Annotated in this window: 15 protein-coding genes; 8 read left to right on the top strand and 7 right to left on the bottom strand. The window is 71.3% G+C overall.

Annotated elements, in window-relative coordinates; all coding sequences use genetic code 11:
• Positions 1-38: 38 nt before the first annotated feature.
• The 5 genes from ACIBHY_RS40880 to ACIBHY_RS40860 form a co-directional block, all read right to left on the bottom strand.
• A complete protein-coding gene (locus ACIBHY_RS40880) occupies positions 39-893 on the bottom strand; it encodes an FAD binding domain-containing protein (RefSeq protein ID WP_397256563.1) in 855 nt (284 codons plus the stop codon).
• Positions 890-3,205 carry a xanthine dehydrogenase family protein molybdopterin-binding subunit gene (locus tag ACIBHY_RS40875; protein ID WP_397309551.1) on the bottom strand — a complete coding sequence of 772 codons (2,316 nt, stop codon included), beginning with the start codon at positions 3,203-3,205 and terminating at the stop codon, positions 890-892. Before ACIBHY_RS40875 ends, ACIBHY_RS40880 begins: the two co-directional genes overlap by 4 nt.
• On the bottom strand, positions 3,202-3,678 hold the full coding sequence (locus tag ACIBHY_RS40870; protein ID WP_397256559.1) for a (2Fe-2S)-binding protein: 477 nt from the start codon (positions 3,676-3,678) through the stop codon (positions 3,202-3,204). Before ACIBHY_RS40870 ends, ACIBHY_RS40875 begins: the two co-directional genes overlap by 4 nt.
• Positions 3,679-3,747: 69 nt before the next feature.
• Complete coding sequence (locus tag ACIBHY_RS40865) at positions 3,748-3,951, bottom strand: hypothetical protein (RefSeq protein ID WP_397256557.1); 204 nt, start codon at positions 3,949-3,951, stop codon at positions 3,748-3,750.
• Positions 3,941-5,686, bottom strand: coding sequence for a PspC domain-containing protein (locus ACIBHY_RS40860; RefSeq protein ID WP_397309550.1), 1,746 nt, complete (start codon positions 5,684-5,686; stop codon positions 3,941-3,943). The genes ACIBHY_RS40865 and ACIBHY_RS40860 overlap by 11 nt, the downstream gene beginning before the upstream one ends.
• A 114-nt stretch (positions 5,687-5,800) precedes the next feature.
• Here ACIBHY_RS40860 and ACIBHY_RS40855 point away from each other — a divergent pair, with 114 nt between their 5' ends.
• The 3 genes from ACIBHY_RS40855 to ACIBHY_RS40845 all read left to right on the top strand — a co-directional run bounded on the left by ACIBHY_RS40855 (position 5,801) and on the right by ACIBHY_RS40845 (position 9,462).
• On the top strand, positions 5,801-7,015 hold the full coding sequence (locus ACIBHY_RS40855; protein ID WP_397256553.1) for a PspC domain-containing protein: 1,215 nt from the start codon (positions 5,801-5,803) through the stop codon (positions 7,013-7,015).
• Complete coding sequence (locus ACIBHY_RS40850) at positions 7,008-7,640, top strand: response regulator (protein ID WP_379625110.1); 633 nt, start codon at positions 7,008-7,010, stop codon at positions 7,638-7,640. Before ACIBHY_RS40855 ends, ACIBHY_RS40850 begins: the two co-directional genes overlap by 8 nt.
• A gap of 451 nt (positions 7,641-8,091) precedes the next feature.
• Entirely contained in the window at positions 8,092-9,462 is a 1,371-nt protein-coding gene (locus tag ACIBHY_RS40845) for a glutamate--cysteine ligase (protein WP_397309549.1), read from the top strand.
• Here the strand turns inward: ACIBHY_RS40845 and ACIBHY_RS40840 are convergent.
• Entirely contained in the window at positions 9,459-10,409 is a 951-nt protein-coding gene (locus ACIBHY_RS40840; RefSeq protein ID WP_397256549.1) for a helix-turn-helix domain-containing protein, read from the bottom strand. The genes ACIBHY_RS40845 and ACIBHY_RS40840 overlap by 4 nt on opposite strands.
• Before the next feature lie 134 nt (positions 10,410-10,543).
• Between ACIBHY_RS40840 and ACIBHY_RS40835 the strand changes: the two genes are divergently transcribed.
• From ACIBHY_RS40835 to ACIBHY_RS40820, 4 genes are read left to right on the top strand one after another with little or no spacing between them, the layout of a single operon-like run.
• Complete coding sequence (locus ACIBHY_RS40835) at positions 10,544-12,946, top strand: BTAD domain-containing putative transcriptional regulator (RefSeq protein ID WP_397309548.1); 2,403 nt, start codon at positions 10,544-10,546, stop codon at positions 12,944-12,946.
• Between the two features lie 5 nt (positions 12,947-12,951).
• Positions 12,952-13,590, top strand: a complete 639-nt coding sequence (locus tag ACIBHY_RS40830) for a neutral zinc metallopeptidase (RefSeq protein WP_397256545.1) — start codon at positions 12,952-12,954, stop codon at positions 13,588-13,590.
• 55 nt (positions 13,591-13,645) lie between these two features.
• Positions 13,646-13,903, top strand: a complete 258-nt coding sequence (locus tag ACIBHY_RS40825; protein WP_379625099.1) for a WhiB family transcriptional regulator — start codon at positions 13,646-13,648, stop codon at positions 13,901-13,903.
• A 9-nt stretch (positions 13,904-13,912) separates the two neighbouring features.
• On the top strand, positions 13,913-14,620 hold the full coding sequence (locus ACIBHY_RS40820; RefSeq protein ID WP_397256543.1) for a CPBP family intramembrane glutamic endopeptidase: 708 nt from the start codon (positions 13,913-13,915) through the stop codon (positions 14,618-14,620).
• A gap of 197 nt (positions 14,621-14,817) precedes the next feature.
• Here the strand turns inward: ACIBHY_RS40820 and ACIBHY_RS40815 are convergent, their stop codons facing one another.
• Complete coding sequence (locus ACIBHY_RS40815; protein ID WP_397256541.1) at positions 14,818-15,537, bottom strand: PIG-L deacetylase family protein; 720 nt, start codon at positions 15,535-15,537, stop codon at positions 14,818-14,820.
• 125 nt (positions 15,538-15,662) lie between these two features.
• On the opposite strand from ACIBHY_RS40815, the gene pcrA reads away from it, so the two are divergent.
• On the top strand, positions 15,663-17,879 hold the full coding sequence (pcrA, locus tag ACIBHY_RS40810; RefSeq protein ID WP_397256741.1) for a DNA helicase PcrA: 2,217 nt from the start codon (positions 15,663-15,665) through the stop codon (positions 17,877-17,879).
• Positions 17,880-18,068 lie beyond the last annotated feature (189 nt).

The raw sequence follows: 18,068 nt of genomic DNA, 5'->3' as shown, positions 1-18,068 counted from the left end.
GGAAAGGGGGCACCCCGGAAGGGGCGCCCCCGAAGGGCCTACGGAGTTCCCGCCGCCGTCCTGACCGCGCGGTGGGTCAGAACCCTGGCCAGGTGCCGGCGGTAGTCCGGCTGCGCGTGCAGGTCGGCCGGCGGCGCGGTGTCGGCCGACGCCTCCTCGCAGGCCTGCCGTACGGCCTCGCCGAGCTCCACGCCCTGCAGGGCGCTCTCCGCCGCGCGGGCACGCAGCGGGGTCGCGCCCATGTTGCTCAGGCCGATCCTGGCCTCCTGGATCGAGCCGTTGGAGCGCCGCACGGCCACGGCCACCCCGACGATCGCCCACGCCTGAACCGTGCGGCGGAACTTCTCGTAGTGGAAGCCCCACTCGCCGGCCAGCTTGGGGATCTTGACGCCGACCAGGATCTCGCCGGCCTCCAGCGTCGTCTCCAGGTAGTCGGCGAAGAAATCGGCGGCGGGGATCTCCCGCTCGCCCTGCGCCGACCTGGCCACCAGGACCCCGTCCAGCGCCAGCACCACCGCGGGCAGGTCGCCCGCCGGGTCGGCGTGAGCCAGGGAACCGCCGAAGGTGCCGCGGTGCCGTACCGCGGGATCGGCGACCGTGGTCGCGGCCAGCGCCACCAGCGGGCAGCCCGCGCGGACCACGGGCGAGCGCAGGACCTCGTCGTGCGTCGCGAGCGCGCCGATGAAGACGTGGTCACCGCGGTCGTGCACGCCCGTGAGGCCCGGCAGGCGGCCGATGTCCACGAGCGTGGTCGGGTACGCCAGGCGCAGGCGCAGCAGCGGCAGCAGCGACTGCCCGCCGGCCAGCACCTTCGCCTCGTCGTCCGCGGCCAGGGCCTGGCAGGCCTCCTCCAGCGTCGCCGGGCGCAGGTAGTCGAACTGCGCGGGGATCATGACAGTGCCCTCCAGATTCGCTCGGGCGTACAGGGCATCTGGACGTCGTGGACGCCCCGCGGGCGCAGCGCGTCCACGATGGCGTTGACGACGGCCGGCGTGGAGGCGATCGTGCCGGCCTCGCCGACGCCCTTCACGCCGAGCGGGTTGGACGTGGCCGGCGTCTCCGTGCGGTCGGTGACGAACGTCGGCAGGTCCGCCGCCGACGGCACCAGGTAGTCGGCCATCGTCGAGGTCAGCAGGTTGCCCTCGGCGTCGTAGACGGCCTCCTCGTACAGCGCCTGCGCCACGCCCTGCGCGATGCCGCCGTGCACCTGGCCCTCGACGATCAGCGGGTTGACCACCTTGCCGACGTCGTCCACGGCCACATAGGAGCGGATCTTCGTCATGCCGGTCTCGGTGTCGACCTCGATCGCGCACAGGTGGGTGCCGTGCGGGTAGGAGAAGTTCTCCGGGTCGACGGTGGCGTCGGCGTCCAGTCTGGGCTCGACCCCGTCCGGCAGGTCGTGGGCCGCGAACGTGGCCAGCGACAGCTCCTGGATGGTCTTGCCGCTCTCGGTGCCGCGCACCCTGAACGTGCCCTCGCTGAACTCGACGTCGTCGGGCGCGCACTCCAGCACGTGCGCCGCGATCCTCTTCGCCTTCTCCTTGACCTTCTCGCACGCCGCCAGCACGGCCATGCCGCCGACGACAAGCGAGCGCGAGCCGTAGGTGTCCATGCCCTTGTGAGAGATGGCCGTGTCGCCGTGGACAACCGAAATGTCGTCGAACGGCACGCCGAGCGCGTCGGCCACGATCTGGCTCCACGCCGTCTCATGACCCTGGCCGTGCGGCGACGAACCGGTGACGACCTCGACCTTCCCGGTCGGCAGCATGCGGACCGAGCCGTGCTCCCAGCCGCCCGCGCCGTACCTGAGCGAGCCCAGCATCCGGCTCGGCGCGATGCCGCACATCTCGGTGTACGTGGACACCCCGATGCCGAGCTGCACCGGATCGCCGCGGTCGCGGCGGTCGGCCTGTTCCGCCCTGAGCTTGTCGTAGCCGAACAACGACAGGGCCTTGTCGGTGGCCGCCTCGTAGTTGCCCGAGTCGTAGGTCAGCGTGGCGATCGTGGTGTACGGGAACTCCTCGTGCCTGATCCAGTTGCGCCTGCGCACCTCGATCGGGTCCAGGTTGAGCTCGGCGGCCAGTTCGTCCATGACCCGCTCGATCGCGTACGTCGCCTCCGGCCGCCCGGCGCCCCGGTAGGCGTCGGTGGGCATCTTGGTGGTGAAGACGCCGGTGCAGCCGAAGTCGTAGGCGTCCATCTTGTAGATCGAGTTGTACATGAACGCCCCGAGCAGCGGCACGCCCGGCGTCACCAGCATCAGGTACGCGCCCATGTCGGCCAGCAGCTCCACCCGCAGCCCGCGGATGCGGCCGTCGGCCTCGGCGGCCAGCGTGACGTGCTGGATCTGGTCGCGGCCGTGGTGCACGGTCAGGTTGCCCTCCGAGCGCGACTCGGTCCACTTGACCGGCCTGCCGGTCTTCCTCGTCAGCAGCAGGCAGAGCACCTCTTCCGCGGTGACCTGGAGCTTCGAGCCGAACCCGCCGCCCACGTCGGGGGCGACCACGCGCAGCTTGTGCTCGGGGATGCCGGTCGTCAGCGCCAGCATCACCCGCAGGATGTGCGGGATCTGGGTGGCGCTCCACAGCGTGAAGCTCTCCCCGTCCGTGGCGGCCATGACCGCCCGGGGCTCCATCGCGGTCGGGATGAGCCGCTGCTGGATGTAGGTGCGGTCGATCAGCACCGGCGCGTCCCGCAGCGCGGCGTCGATGTCGCCCTGGGCGAACTTCCAGGTGAACGCCTGGTTGCCCGCCTCGTGCACCTTCGGGCTGCCCTCGGCCAGCGCGTCGTTCATGTCGAGCACCGGCGGCAGCGGCTCGTAGTCGACCTCGATCGCGTCCAGGGCGTCGGCCGCCTTGTAGCGGTCGGTCGCCACCACGCAGGCGACCGCCTCGCCCACGTAGCGCACCTCGGACAGGGCCATCGGCGGATGGTCGGGGATGACGACGTCCTCGCTGACCGGCCACGCGCACGGCAGGCTGCCCTGCTCCTGCGCGAAGTCCGCGCCGGCGTAGGCGGCGATCACGCCCGGCAGGCCGCGGGCCGCGGACACGTCGACCCTGGTGATCCGCGCGTGCGCCATCGGGCTGCGCAGGAACGCCACGTAGGCCATCCCGGGCAGCTGCATGTTGTCGGTCCACTGCGTACGGCCGGTGAGCAGGCGCGTGTCCTCCTTGCGCCGCCTGGCCGTGCCCACCTCGGTCATGGCGTCTTCACCGCCATGTCCTGCGCGCCCCGCCGTACCGCCTTGACGATGTTGCAGTAACCGGTGCAGCGGCAGAGGTTGCCCTCCAGGCCGTGCCTGATGGACTCCTCCGACGGCTCCGGGTCGTCGCGCAGCATGTCGATGGCGGCCATGACCATGCCGGGCGTGCAGTAACCGCACTGCAGGGCGTGTTCCTCGTGGAAGGCGCGCTGCATGGGGTGCAGCGTCCCGTTGGCGGCCAGGCCCTCGATGGTGGTGATCGCGGACCCGTCGGCCTGGACCGCGAGCACGGAGCAGCTCTTGACGGACTTGCCGTCCAGGAGCACCGTGCAGGCGCCGCAGTTGCTGGTGTCGCAGCCGATCGGGGTCCCGGTCTTGCCTAGCCGGTCTCTCAGCAGATGGACGAGAAGGAGCCGCGGCTCGACTTCCTCCTCGTATGCGATGTCGTCGACGGTGACGGTGATACGGGGCATACGTCCTCCCTCTCAGGGGGGCAAGGCGGACACTCGCCAACGTACGCCCGTGTTTGTCCCGGTCAAGGGTCACTTACGGCGAGTGATCCTCGCGACGACTGCCACCAGCCCCGCAAAACCTAGCCCGACCACCATCAGTGCCACCAGCACCGCCGCGTCCGTGATCGAATCGGTCGCCAGCAGAATGCCCAGCACCACGAACAGCAGGCCGCTGAGCAACGCCATCCAGTCGGTCCTGTGCAACTGGCGCGGCCTGTCCACATCACGCCGCACGCCGGACCTCCACATCGCCCATGCCGCCGCGCAGGTTCAGCACGATCGTCGAGACCGCGCCCTTCGGCGGCGTCTCCGGGACCAGGATCTTGTCGAACTCCACGTCCACGCCGCCGCGCAGCGACTGGTCGATCGTGATGTCGCCGACCTTCGCCGTCGCGTGCACCTCCACCCGCGCCGAGGGTGGCACGATCACCATCAGCTCGCCGACCGAGACCGAGGCGTTGAACTCCGCCGTCGCGCCCGGATCCAGCTTCAGCTCGGACAGGTCGAGCCGGCCCTCGCCCACGCCCACGTCGTAGTTTCTGCTGGCCTCCGCCATCGTCAGCGGGGTCCAGTCGTAGTCGCCGACCCGTTTGGGCAGGCCGCCGACGATCAGGCCGCTGGCGATGACGACCGCCACCAGAGTGCCCAGGGCCACCAGGCCCGCTCCACGTCCCCACCAGGCCGCGACCAGCAGTCCGGCGCCGATCGTGATGAGCACCGCCGCGCCGACGGTGGTCGGGTTCACGCCTTGGGCCGACCCTGATTGGACAGCCACGAGGATCCCTCCAATGATGAGTGCCAGGAGCACGGTGATCACGCCGATGAAGGAGCGTGGCCGCTTCTTCTTCGTCGGCGGCGGGACCGGCCTGCCGTACAGGGCGGGGTCGTAGGGGGAGTACCCGGCCCGCTTGGCCGGATCCAGTGGCTGGTAGGGGCCGTGCGGAGCGAACGGCTCGCGGTGCGGGATGGACGGCACGCCCTCCGCGGGCAGCGGGCTCACCCGCTCGCCGCCGGCCATGCGGGCAGCGCGCTTCTCACGCATCATCGCCTCGACGCGCATCATCGCCTCCTCGCGGGTCCGCGGCCGGTCCTGCGCCGCGTGGACGCGCGGGGGCCGGTGCTCGCGGGGCTCCTCGGGGAGCGGCTCGCCGTAGCGAACCGGTTCCTCGCGGGTGGGCGGCTCTTCGACGGACTCGTGGTGCGTGGTGGGCTCGTCCGGTGAGACGGGCTCTTCGCGGGTGGGCGGCTCTTGCCTGGTGACGGGCTCGTGGCTGGTCACAGGCCCTTCCCCGGCCATGGGCTCTTGCCCGGTCGCGGGCTGCTCGCGGGTCGGCGTGCCGTCCGCCGCCTCCGGGGAGCTTTCCGCGCTGTCCGGGGTGTAGGGCTTCTGCGGGGTGTAAGGCCTTTGCGGCGTGTACGGCGGAGCCGCCGCCTCGGCCGCGAACGCCACGTTCACCATCGACCGGCCCGGCTCCGGGCGGCTGTAGGGCGGCGGCACCGGGGGAGTGGGCTGGGGCGAGGCGGTCTGCCTGCGGCTCAGCCGTTCCGGCATCGAACGCGCCAGCGCGAGCAGGTCCACCCCGTTGGCATGCGCGGTCAGCAGCGAGATGACCAGCACCAGGCCGACCACCAGCGTGCCGGTGGCCAGCCAGACCGTGGTCAGGTTGATGCCGAGCCCGAAGGCCAGCACCGCGGTCATCATCGCCAGCACGGCCTCGCCGTCGAAGTCACGCCGGGTCCAGTGCTCGATCATGCCGGGCAGGCCGCGCGTGTCCTTCATCAGCATGAAAGCCGCGATGTAGAGGAAGAATCCGACACCGGAGCCGAACAGCAGGATCGCGAACCCGACCCGGAACACCACCGGATCGATCCCCGTGTGCCTGCCCAGCCCGGCGCACACCCCGGTCAGGATGCGCCCTTCGCCGCTGCGGCGCAGGACCCGGGCCTCGTTCGATGGAGCTTCCGTCATGTACTCCATCGTGACGGCACGCGCGCGCGCTCGCATCCGGGACACCCCTGAGCCGACCCTGGGGGTTGTTCCCTGATGCCCGCACCCCCGCCGACATGTGACTATGTCGGTGTTATGGCTGACCAGAAGACTCTCGCAGAGCCCGGCACCGCCGAGGCGCCCTATCGCCGCATGCGCCGGCGTATGGAGGGCCGCCTCGTCGGCGGCGTCGCGCACGCGCTGGCCGACCAGCTGAAGCTGGATCCCGTGGTCATCCGGCTGGCGTTCGTGCTGCTGTCCGTCGTGGACGGCGTGGGCGCGGTGGCCTATGCCGTTCTGTGGATGGTGACCCCTCGGGAGGAGTACGAGGGACCGCCTCCCGCGCGCGACTGGAGCCAGCTCGCGGCGTTCGTCGCAATCGGGGTGGCGCTGTTCGCCTTCGGCTGGATCAGCGGCGCCTCGCAGGGCGGCATCGGCATGATCCCGTTCGCGATCGGCGGCATCGGCGCGCTGATCCTCTGGCAGCAGGCCGACCCCGACCGCCGCAGGGAATGGGTCGCGGGCGGCACCAAGAGCATTCGCAAGAACCGGGTCCGCACGTTGATCGGCGTCGTCCTCGTGGTCGCGGGCGGCGTCGGCTTCCTCGTCGCCCAGGACGAGCTGCAGGACGCCACGCCAGGCCTGCTGTTCACGGTCGTGGTGGTCGTCGGGCTCGTGGTGATCGTCGCGCCCTGGCTGGCCGGCCTGTGGAAAGAGCTCCAGCTTGAACGGCGGGAGCGCATCCGGCAGGAGGAGCGGGCCGAGATGGCGGCGATGGTCCACGATTCGGTGCTCCACACGCTCACGCTCATCCAGCGCGTCGCCCATGACCCGCGCGAGGTCGCCAGGCTCGCCCGTTCGCAGGAACGCGAGCTGCGCAACTGGCTCTACCAGCCCAAACAGGACGCCGACGCCACGCTGGCCGCCGCCGTACGCAGGATCGCGGCCGAGGAGGAGGACGCGCACGGCGTCCAGATCGAGGTGGTCTGCGTCGGCGACATCGACATCGACGCCGAGGGCAAGCTCGCCGCCCTCCTGAAGGCCTCCAGGCAGGCGATGGTCAACGCCGCCAAATACTCTGAGAGCCAGTCCATCTCCGTTTACGCGGAAGTGGAGGGTGAAGAAGTCACCGTTTTCGTGAAGGATCGGGGTAAGGGCTTCGATCTGGACGAGGTGCCGCTCGACCGGATGGGCATCAGGGAGTCCATCATCGGCAGAATGGAACGGCACGGTGGCAGCGCCAGGGTACGTACCGAGCCGGGTGAGGGCACAGAGGTGATGTTGACGATGAAGGTGGCGAAGCGTGATTAAGGTCCTGATCGTCGACGACCACAGGCTGTTCCGCTCCGGCGTGCGGGCCGAGCTGGGCGACTCGATCCAGGTCATCGGCGAGGCCGAGGACGTCGACTCGGCGGTCAAGGCGATCGCCGACATGGAGCCCGACGTCGTGCTGCTCGACGTCCACATGCCGGGCGGCGGCGGCCAGGAGGTCCTACGCCGCGTGCTCGGCTCGGGCGGCCAGGTGCGGTTCCTCGCCCTGTCCGTCTCCGACGCCGCCGAGGACGTCATCGGCGTCATCAGGGGCGGCGCCCGCGGCTACGTCACCAAGAACATCAGTGGCAAGGAGCTGACCGACGCCATCCGCCGCGTCTCCGAGGGCGACGCCGTCTTCTCGCCCCGGCTGGCCGGATTCGTCCTGGACGCCTTCGCCTCCTCCGAGGCGCCGCCCATCGACCCCGAGCTTGACTCGCTGACCCAGAGGGAGCGGGAGGTGCTCCGGCTGATCGCGCGCGGGTACGCGTACAAGGAGATCGCCAAGGAGCTGTTCATCTCGGTGAAGACCGTGGAGACGCACGTGTCCTCGGTGCTGCGCAAGCTGCAGTTGTCCAACCGCCACGAACTCTCCCGCTGGGCCACCGCCCGCCGCCTGGTCTGACCCCACGCCGCCGCCGGCCAGGCGCCCGAGCCGGTGACCCGCGGGGCGGGACACCACGGGGCGATGGCCGCGAAGGGCGGAATCCAACCGGACGAGGCGGCACCGGATGCGGCGGCAACCCATGGGCGGATCGCGTGGCGCCGGGCGGTGTGGCCTGTGGCGCGCCGGCCTGACGAGCGGAACCCGCGGCGGCTTCCGGGGTTCGCGGCGCGAGAGCCGCGGGCCGTAGCCCGGCGGTGGAAGCCCGAAGGTGGGAGCCGGTGGGTGGGGCGGCGCATGCCGGGTGGAGGCCGTGGGGCGCTGTGCTGCCCGGGGGGTGGGCTGGTGTTTGAGGCTAGATCGTGCGACATTTCGAGGTATGGGCAGGGACGTGCCAGTCGTCGTGTTCAGCCGGGAAGACCGTAGGACATATCGGGAAAAAGTACGGCGATGTCTGGATGTTTTCGCCCAGATGCTGCGCGAATCCCGCTTCGAGCTTGAACGCCCCCTCGCCGGGCTGGAGATCGAGCTCAACATCGTCGACGAACACGGCGAGGCCGCCATGCGCAACGCGCAGGTCCTGGCCGCCATCGCCCAGCCCGACTGGGCCACGGAACTGGGCCAGTTCAACATCGAGATCAACATCGAACCCCAGGGGCTGGACGGCGAGGGCGCCCTCGCCCTGGAGAACGACGTGCGCTCCCGCCTCAACCACGCCGAGTCCAGAGCCCGGTCGGAGGGCGGCCACCTGGTCCTGATCGGCATCCTTCCGACCCTGCGCGAGCAGGACATCGGCGAGGGCACACTGTCGGCCAACCCGCGCTTCCGCCTGCTCAACGAGCAGATCTTCGCGGCCAGGGGCGAGGACCTGCACCTGCTCATCGAGGGCGTCGAACGGCTCGACACCCATGCCGACAGCGTGGCGCCCGAGGCCGCCTGCACCAGTGTCCAGCTCCACCTCCAGGTCAGCCCCGAGGCCTTCGCCGCCCACTGGAACGCCGCCCAGGCCATCGCCGGCGCGCAGGTGGCCGTGGCGGCGAACTCGCCGTACCTCTTCGGCAAGGAGTTGCACCGCGAGACCAGGATCAGCCTCTTCGAGCAGGCTACGGACACGCGCCCGGCCGAGCTGAAGGAGCAGGGCGTGCGGCCGCGGGTGTGGTTCGGCGAGCGGTGGATCACCAGCGTGTTCGACCTGTTCGAGGAGAACGTCCGCTACTTCCCGGCCCTGCTGCCGCTGGTCGAGCACGAGGACCCGCGCGAACTGCTGGAACGCGGCCTCATCCCGCACCTGCCCGAGCTGACCCTGCACAACGGCACCATCTACCGCTGGAACCGGCCCGTCTACGCCGTGGTCGGCGGCACCCCGCACCTGCGCGTCGAGAACAGGGTGCTGCCCGCGGGCCCCACGGTCCTCGACGTCGCCGCCAACGCCGCCTTCTACTACGGCATGATGGCCGTCCTGCCTTATGCGGAGCGGCCGATCTGGAGCCAGATGTCGTTCGCCGCGGCCGAGGACAACCTCAACACCGCCGCCCGGCACGGCATCGACGCCCGCCTCTACTGGCCCGGCGCGGGGGAGGTGCCGGCGGTCGAGCTGATCCTGCGCCGCCTGCTGCCGATGGCCCATGAGGGGCTCGAACGCTGGGGCGTGGACAAGGCGGTCGCCGAGCGGCTGCTGGGGGTCATCGAGGGTCGCTGCCTGACCGGGCGTACGGGCGCCACGTGGCAGGTGGAGAAGGTCGACGCGATCGGCGGCGACCGGCACGAGGCGCTGCGCAGGATGACGCTGGAGTACATCGAGCGCATGCACACCAACGAGCCCGTCCACACCTGGTCCGTCTAGGTGAGCAGGCTCTCGCCCAGTTCGGTGATCGTGTGCATGACGGAGTTCTCCTCGCGGCTGCTGGTGATCAGGCCGGCCGCCCGCAGGATCGAGGCGTGCTGGCTGGCCGAGGAGGGGGAGATGTGCAGCAGCCGGGCGAGCTGGGTCGTGGAGCGCGCGCTCCTGGTGGCGCGCAAAACCGCCGCGCGCGTGGGGCCGAGCAGCCCGGAGACCGCGTCGTCCGCCGCGTCGCCCGAGGGCAGCAGCCACGCGCCCCGGTGCTCCACGGGGTAGACGAGCACCGGCGGCAGGCCGGGGTCGGCGAGGCTGACCGGCGTGCCCCAGCAGAACCACGACGGGATCAGCAGCAACCCCCGCCCGCCCAGGTGCAGGTCCCTGTCGACCGGGTACTCCACGTGCAGGACCGGCGGCTGCCAGCGCATGATCGGCCGCAGGCTGTACAGGACCGCCTCGACGCCGCCGGAGTGGAAGGCGCGCAGCCGCCGCGCGTGGTCGGCGGCGACGTGGTTGCGCACCTGGGCCCAGTAGGGGGCGACGGTGATCCGGTGCAGGGAGCGCAGCGCGCCGGCGACCTCGTCCATCGCCTGCGCGTCGGCGCGCGCGAGGTCCCTGGCCCAGCCGGTACGGCCCGGCAGCCTGGAAACCTCGTCCCTGACCCTGGTGCCCGGCGTGGACAGCAGGCTGTCGAGCCCGTCGTCGAGTGTGCCCCCGTTGCCGGGCGTGAGGAAGTCGGGGAAGTAGGGCCGGGGCGGCGCCAGCGAACGCAGCCCGCCCAGTGGTTCGGCGGACAGGCGTGGGGCCACCTGCGTGAGCCAGTCGGCGAAGAAGGTACGGCCCCGCCGGCCGTACAGGCGATGGAGACTGAAGACCGTCTCCCAGAGCGGATCGGCGGAGGATGCCAGGCGGGTACGAGCGAGGTCGTCCCCGGTGAAGTGAATGCGTAACATGCGACCGGCCTCTTCGGTGGATCGTGCCGCCATTATGACCAGAAATTTCGTCATATCGGTGTCATAAGCAGGGTCTTTCGGTTCTGGTCGAAAGAGGGTGACCGGGGCGGGGGCGATGGGTGAGGCTGAGCGCCATGTTCCGCGTTCTCGGCCCGCTCGAGATCACGTTGGGTGAACGGCTGGCGCAGCCCCCCGGACCGCGTCAGCGGGAGCTCCTCGCTCTGCTGCTGCTGCGCGCCAACCAGGTGGTCTCGATCGGCACCATCGTCAGGCTGGCCTGGGGCGAGCGGCCGCCACCCACCGCACGGCGGCAGGCCCAGAACTGCGTGGGACGTCTGCGCAGGCTCATGACCGACGTCGGGCTGTCCCCGAAGACGATCGTGACGACCCCCGGAGGCTACCTCCTCAGGGTCGCCGACGATCAGCTGGACATGCTCGCGTTCCTGGCGCGGGCCGACGAAGGACGTGCCCTCGCGGGGGCAGGGCACGTCTGGAAGGCGAGCAGGTGCTACCGCTCGGCGCTGGCGTTGTGGCGCGGGCCCGCGTTCGACGGGATCGAGCTCGGGCCGCTGACCGGAGAGGTCGAACGGCTCGACGAGCGCCGCCTCGCCGTACTCGAAGACTGCTTGGACCTGGAGTTGCGGCTCGGCAAGCACGTGGCCGTCGCGGACGAGCTGGCCGTGCTCGTCGCGCGGCACCCGCTGCGCGAGCGTATGTGGGGGCAGTTGGTGATCGCCCTCTACCGGTGCGGCCGCGAGCACGAGGCGCTGATCGCTCTGGAAGGCGCCCGCGCCCGCTTCGAGCCCGGCGAGCGGCTGCTGGAGATCGAGGCGGCGATCCTGCGCGGCGAGGCGGGCGTCCCGGAACGGCCCGGCCGCCTGCCCGCCGACCTGCCCGACTTCACCGGGCGCGAGGAGGAGACCGGCGCGCTGGCCGCGCTGCTGAGCCGCGAGGCCGGAGCCGTCGTGTCGGGGGAGGCGGGCATCGGCAAGACCGCGCTCGCCGTGCACGTCGCCCACCGCGTCAGCAGCCGCTACCCCGACGGCCAGCTCTTCGCGAGCCTGCGCGGCAGCGGGCCCGCCGAGGTGCTGGCCGGGTTCCTGCGGCGGCTGGGCGTACCCGGGCACGCGGTGCCCGACGGGATCGAGGAACGCGCCGAGCTCTACCGCAACAAGCTCGCCGGGCGGCGGGCGCTGATCGTGCTCGACGACGTGGCCGACGCCGCGCAGGCCCGCCCGCTCCTGCCCGAGGCCCCGCGCTGCGCGGTGCTCATCACCAGCCGCTCCGGCCTCGACGAGCTGACCGGCGGCTCCCGGCTGCCGGGGTTGGGCGGGATGTCGGCGGGCTCCGTACTGCCCGGACTCGGAGGTCTGGCGGATGAGGCGTTTCGCTCGGAACCGGGAGGAATGGCGGAGGGGGCCTTCCGCTCCGGTCTGGGCGACGCGACCGCCGGACCGCCCGGGTCCGGGCCCCTCCCGGCCCGGCCGATCTGGCCTGCCTGGGCGGGGATGTCCGGCTTCGGGGTACGCCAGAGCCGCCCGAGCACGCCCCGCGCCGGCCTCTCGCTCGTCGAGCTCGCGCCGCTGGAGAGCGGCCCCGCGATGACGCTGCTCGCCAAGATCGCGGGCGCGGGCCGCGTGGCGGCCGAGGTCGCCGCGGCGCGCGATCTGGTACGGCACTGCGGCGGCTCACCCCTGGCCATCCGCGTGGCCGCTGCCCGCCTGGCCGCCGAGCCCCGGCTGCGGGTGAGCTGGATGGCCGACCGCCTGTCCGGCCACGCGATCCACCGAGACCCCCGCCCCGAGCACCCGCGCCCCGAGCAGCCGGAACGCGAGCACCCGCACCATGAGCACCCCGATCGCGAGCGGCGATCCGAGCGACAGGACTCCGAGGTGGCCTCGGCCCTGGGCTGGCCGGCCGCCGAGGTGCTCGGCCTGGGATACGCCGGGCTGCCCGAGGCCGCGCAGCGGCTGCTGCGGCTGACCGGCCTGGTCGAGGCCCCCGACTTCGCGCCCTGGGTCTGCGCCGCGCTCCTGGACGCCGACCTCGCCGAAGCGGAAGAACTGGCGGAACGCCTGGTGGAGGCCCAACTGCTGGAACGCACCGGCCCAGCGCGGTACCGGCTGCAGGACGTCGTCCGCGCGTTCGCCGCCCGGCGGGCCGGCGGCGACGAGGGGGCAGGCGGCGGTGAGCGGGCCGAGGCGCTGGGACGGCTGCTCGACGGCTGGCTCGTGCTCGCCGACCAGGCCAACGGGCTGCGGTTCGGCGGCGGGAGCGGCCCGCCGGAAGGGCGCTGGTCGCCGAAGGGCGTCGCCGTCGGCGACCCCGCCGACTGGTTCGAGAGCGAACGCCCCGGCCTCGTCTCCGCCGTACGGCAGGCCGCGGCGGAAGGCCGCGCGGAGCACTGCTGCCGCCTGGCCGTCGCCCTCGCCCGCTTCCTGGAAGGCGCCGGCCACCTCGACGATCTGGCCGAATGCCTGAGATTGGCACTGGCGGCCAATCCGCAGAGTGAACCCGGGCACACTTGGGCATTGTGAACCACGTGAAGCGTCCCCTCGCGCTCGTCGTGCTGCTGGCGCTGCTGACCGCCTGCGGCCTGGTCCGCGCCCCGTCCATGGACGCCACCGGCAAGGACACCTTCGAGGACGACGTGAACTCGGCCCGGGTGCTGAGCGAGGAGTACTGGAAGCAGCAGTTCGCCGCGCTGGGCCGGACGTACCGGCCGGTCACGGAGTTCGTGGCCTACGAGGGCGAGGGCGGGCCGAGGTGCGGCGGGCAGCCGTCCGTGCCGAACAACGCCTTCTACTGCCCGGCCGGCCACTTCATCGCCTACGACGCCCGGTGGATGCGCGGCCTGTGGGAGGAGATGGGCGATGGTTCCGTGTATTTGATCATCCCGCATGAGTTCGGGCATGCCGTTCAGGCGCAGCTCGAAACGTCGTTCCAGCTCAACGTGCAGCAGGAACTCCAGGCGGACTGCTACGCCGGCGGCACCCTGGCGGCCCTGGTGAAGTCCGGCGCCCTCCGCGCCGAACCCGGTGACGAGGAAGAGCTCCTGCTCAACCTCGCCGCCGCCGGCGACCCCGACGAGGACTGGTTCAACCCCCAGGCACACGGTACGGCCGAGCAGCGCCAAGCCTCCTTCGCCGTCGGATACCGCGATGGAGTAGGCGGCTGCTGAGAAGTACGCCCGCGGGATGATGCGCGCCGGCGCCGACCCGGTCTAGCGTGGTGCCATGCCGTTGGGAGAGATCAGCTGGCTGCGCAGGGGAGCCTGCCGTACCAGCGATCCTGAGCTGTTCTTCCCGCTCGCGCCGGGCCCCGAGCAGGAGGCGCGGGCCAAGGCCGTCTGCGCCGGGTGCCAGGTGCTCGACCAGTGCCGGGACTACGCGCTGAGCGCCGGTGAGTCCGAGGGGATCTGGGGCGGGATGACGCCGGACGAGCGCCGTCGCGCCCGCTTTCCCGCGGGCTGGCACAGTCCGGCCGCCAGTTAGCCTGCAAGGGTGCTGCTACGTTCCCTCGCCGTGCTCACCGCGGCCAACATCCTCAACAACCGGATCGCCCCCCGCCTCGGCCCCGTCACCTCCGCCGCCGCCACCGCCGCGCTGGTCGCGATGGCCCGCAGGTCCGGACTGACCTGGGAGGAGCTCGGCTTCCAGCACGGCCGCAAGGGCGCCGTGGCCGGTGGGGTCCTGTTCGCGGCGGTGGCCGTCGTCTACACCGCGGGCATCTCCCACCCGAGGACCCGCCCCCTGTTCCACGACGACCGCGCCCTGTCCCTGACCCGCGCCAGGGTCCTCGAAGAGGCGCTGGTGCAGGTCCCGTTCGGCACCGTGCTGCTGGAGGAGGTCGGCTTCCGCGGCGTCCTGTACGCCGCCCTGCGCCGCCGCCACGGCACCGCCGCCGCGACGGCCGGATCCTCCGCCGTGTTCGGCCTGTGGCACATCCTGCCGTCGATCGACATGGCCAAGGCCAACCCGGCCCTGGGCGCCCTGACCGCCGCCGAGTCCCCCAGCCACCTCGACACGGCACGGGTGGTGGCGGGCAGCGTGGTGTCGACGGGGGTGGCGGGCGTGGCCTTCTGCGAACTCCGCCGCCACGCGGGCCTGGCCGCCCCGGTGCTCCTCCACCTGGCGACCAACTCCCTGGGCTACCTGTTCGCCCGCCTGTCGACCCGCCTCCCGACCGCCCCGGAAACACCCACCACCTGACAAGCCGCCCACCCCTTTTCCTGAGCCTCTGCTCTGGCCGGGTAGTTGTGCCCGGGGTGTTCCCGGTCGGGTGGGTAAGGGGGCGTCGTTACGGTGCCCGGCCCTGTGCGGGGGCAGAAGCGTCTCCCTGGAGGCCCTCAGCCATGTGGGGGTGGGTGGGGGTGGGGGTGGCTGCGCCGTAAAGGATGGAAGGGGTTTTAGGCGGTGGGGACGATCTGGAAGGACTCGGCGGAGCGGCCGGTGGGGAGGCCGGCGGTGGCGCCGTTCTGGAGGAAGCGGTCGCGGACGAAAGCCTCGAACCCCTCACGGTGCGACACCTGGCTCACATGCGACAGCAGCGCCGCCACCTTGCGGTCCAGGGAGTCGGTGATGTCGACCCAGTGGTTCGGGGTGGAGCCGCCGTTGAGCCACACCTCCCGCACCGTCCACTCCGTCAGGCCCTCGTCGCGCAGCAGCTCGGGGAAGGCGTACGGGTTGCGCGCGTCGGGGTAGACGGCGTCCAGCGTGGCCCCGCCGACGGCGCGGTGGTCCGGGTGGCTCGGTGCGATGAACTCGTAGTTACGGTCGGGATGGTGGGTGATGACCAGGTCCGGGCGTACCTGCCGGATCACCCGGGCGATGTCGCGCCGCAGTTCCAGGGACGGCACGACGGTGCCATCGGAGTAGCCGAGGAAGCGCACGTCGGTCACGCCCACCGCCTTGGCGGCGGCGGTCTGCTCGGAGCGGCGCAGTTCGGCCATGCCGGCGTTGTCCTGGGCGCGCTCGTTGCCGCCCGCGTCGCCGTCGGTGACGAGCAGGTAGGTGACCTCGACGCCCCGATCGACCATGAGCGCCACCGTTCCGGCCGCGCCGAAATCCGCGTCGTCCGGGTGCGCGGTGACCACCAGCACCCTGTTGACCTGGTTCTCCGCCAGCATGGCGTCCCCTTTCCGATATCTCCTTGGGCACAACCAGAGGGCCCCAGTCGGCATTCCGAGTCACGATTGTCGGTGGGGCGTCCTAACCTAGGGGCGTGCCGACCCAAGTCTCTCTAGACCACCCACTGCTCGACGGCCTCAACCCGCAGCAGCGCGAGGCCGTGATCCATCACGGCAGCCCGCTGCTCATCGTCGCGGGCGCGGGATCGGGGAAGACGAGGGTGCTGACGCACCGCATCGCCTACCTGCTGGCCGAGCGCAAGGTCCACCCGGGCGAGATCCTCGCGATCACCTTCACCAACAAGGCCGCCCGAGAGATGAAGGAGCGCATCGACAAGCTCATCGGCCCCCGCTCCAAGGTCATGTGGGTGATGACCTTCCACAGCGCCTGCATGCGCATCCTGCGCAAGGAGGCCAAGCGGCTGGGCTTCCCGTCGAGCTTCTCGATCTACGACCAGGCCGACTCGCAGCGGCTGATGGCGATGGTCTGCCGGGAGATGGACCTCGACCCGAAACGCTACCCGCCGCGCGGCTTCTCGGCCCAGGTGAGCAACTACAAGAACGAGCTCATCGACTACGAGACCGCCATCGACCGGGCGAACAACCACCTGGAGAAGACGCTCGCCCAGGCGTACAAGGCCTACCAGCTCAAGCTGACCGAGGCCGGCGCCATGGACTTCGACGACATCATCATGAACACGGTGACGCTCTTCCAGCTCTTCCCCGAGGTGGCCGAGCACTACCGGATGCGCTTCCGGCACGTCATGGTCGACGAGTACCAGGACACCAACCACGCCCAGTACATCCTGATCAGAGAGCTGGTCGGCCACCCCGAGCTGAAGACGGCCGACGGCGAGCTGGTCCGCACCGGGTCCGACATGTCGGAGCTGTGCGTGGTCGGTGACGCCGACCAGTCGATCTACGCCTTCCGCGGCGCGACGATCCGCAACATCCTGGAGTTCGAGCGCGACTATCCCGACGCGCGCACGATCCTGCTGGAGCAGAACTACCGCTCCACCCAGAACATCCTGGCCGCCGCCAACGCGGTCATCTCCCGCAACGAGGGCCGCAAGCCGAAGAACCTCTGGTCCGACCAGGGTGACGGCCCCAAGATCGTGGGGTACGTCGCCGACAACGAGCACGACGAGGCCATGTTCGTCGCCCAGGAGGTCGACCGGCTGTCCGACGAGGAAGACGTCAAGCCCGGCGACGTGGCCGTCTTCTACCGGACCAACGCCGCCTCGCGGGTGTTCGAGGAGATCTTCATCAGGACCGGCCTGCCGTACAAGGTGGTCGGGGGTGTGCGCTTCTACGAGCGCAAAGAGGTCAAGGACCTGCTCGCGTACCTGCGCGTGCTGGCCAACCCGGCCGACGTGGTGTCGATGCGGCGCATTCTCAACGTCCCCAAGCGCGGCATCGGCGACCGCGCGGAGGCGATGGTCGAAGCGCTCTCCTCGCGGGAGAACATCACGTTCTGGGACGCGCTGCGCCGCGCCGAGGAGGCCTACGGCATGGCCACCCGCTCCCTGAACGCGGTACGCGAGTTCGTGGCCATGCTGGAAGAGCTGATCGCCAAGGCCGAGGGCGTGCCGCCGTCCGCGCTGGCCGAGGAGATCCTGGTCGCCACCGGCTACCGCGCGGAGCTGGAGGCGTCGGAGGATCCGCAGGACGAGTCCCGGCTGGAAAACCTCAACGAGCTCATCTCGGTGGCCCAGGAGTTCGAGGAGGCCAACCCGGAAGGCACGCTGGTGGAGTTCCTGGAGCAGGTCTCGCTGGTGGCCGACGCCGACCAGATCCCCGAGGCCGACGGCGGCCAGGGCGTGGTCACGCTGATGACCCTGCACACCGCCAAGGGCCTGGAGTTCCCCGTGGTGTTCCTGACGGCGATGGAGGACGGCGTCTTCCCGCACATCAGGTCCCTGGGCGAGCCCAAGGAACTGGAGGAGGAACGCCGCCTGGCCTACGTGGGCATCACGCGGGCGCAGCAGCGCCTGTACATCACGCGCGCGGCCGTACGCAGCTCATGGGGCGCCCCGTCCTTCAACCCCGCCTCCCGCTTCGTCAACGAGGTGCCGGCGACGCTGCTCGACTGGCGTACCGACCCGGAGAAGTCGGCCAGGACCGCCGCGGTCCGCCGCGACCCGACCCCGGCTCCGGCCAAGAAGAGCTCCCGCGCGGTCCCGAACCTGACGCCGGGCGACCGGGTGACGCACGACGCGTTCGGCCTGGGCACCGTGGTGTCGGTGGACGGGGTGGCCGAGCGTACCAAGGTCAAGATCGACTTTGGGAGCGGGGGAGAGAAGACGTTGCTGCTGGCTTACGCGCCCCTCGAAAAGCTCTGAGGGCATGGGCCTTCGCTTCGCTCCGGGCTGGTTGGTGTGGGGGAGCCCAGCTCCCCCACGCCCCCTGGCGGGGGGGGGGGGGGCCCCCCCCCCCCCCCCCCGCGGGGGGGGCGGGGGGGGGGGGGGGGGGGGCGGGGGGGCCCCCCCCCCGGGGGGGGGGTTTAAAAAACCCCCCCCCCCCCGGGGCGC

Origin of the sequence: Nonomuraea sp. NPDC050547 (assembly GCF_044457345.1) — a bacterium.
In the GTDB taxonomy this organism is placed as follows: Bacteria; Actinomycetota; Actinomycetes; order Streptosporangiales; family Streptosporangiaceae; genus Nonomuraea.
The sequence above is the reverse complement of the archived record's forward strand: the minus strand, read 5'-3'. Positions and strand labels throughout refer to the sequence as shown.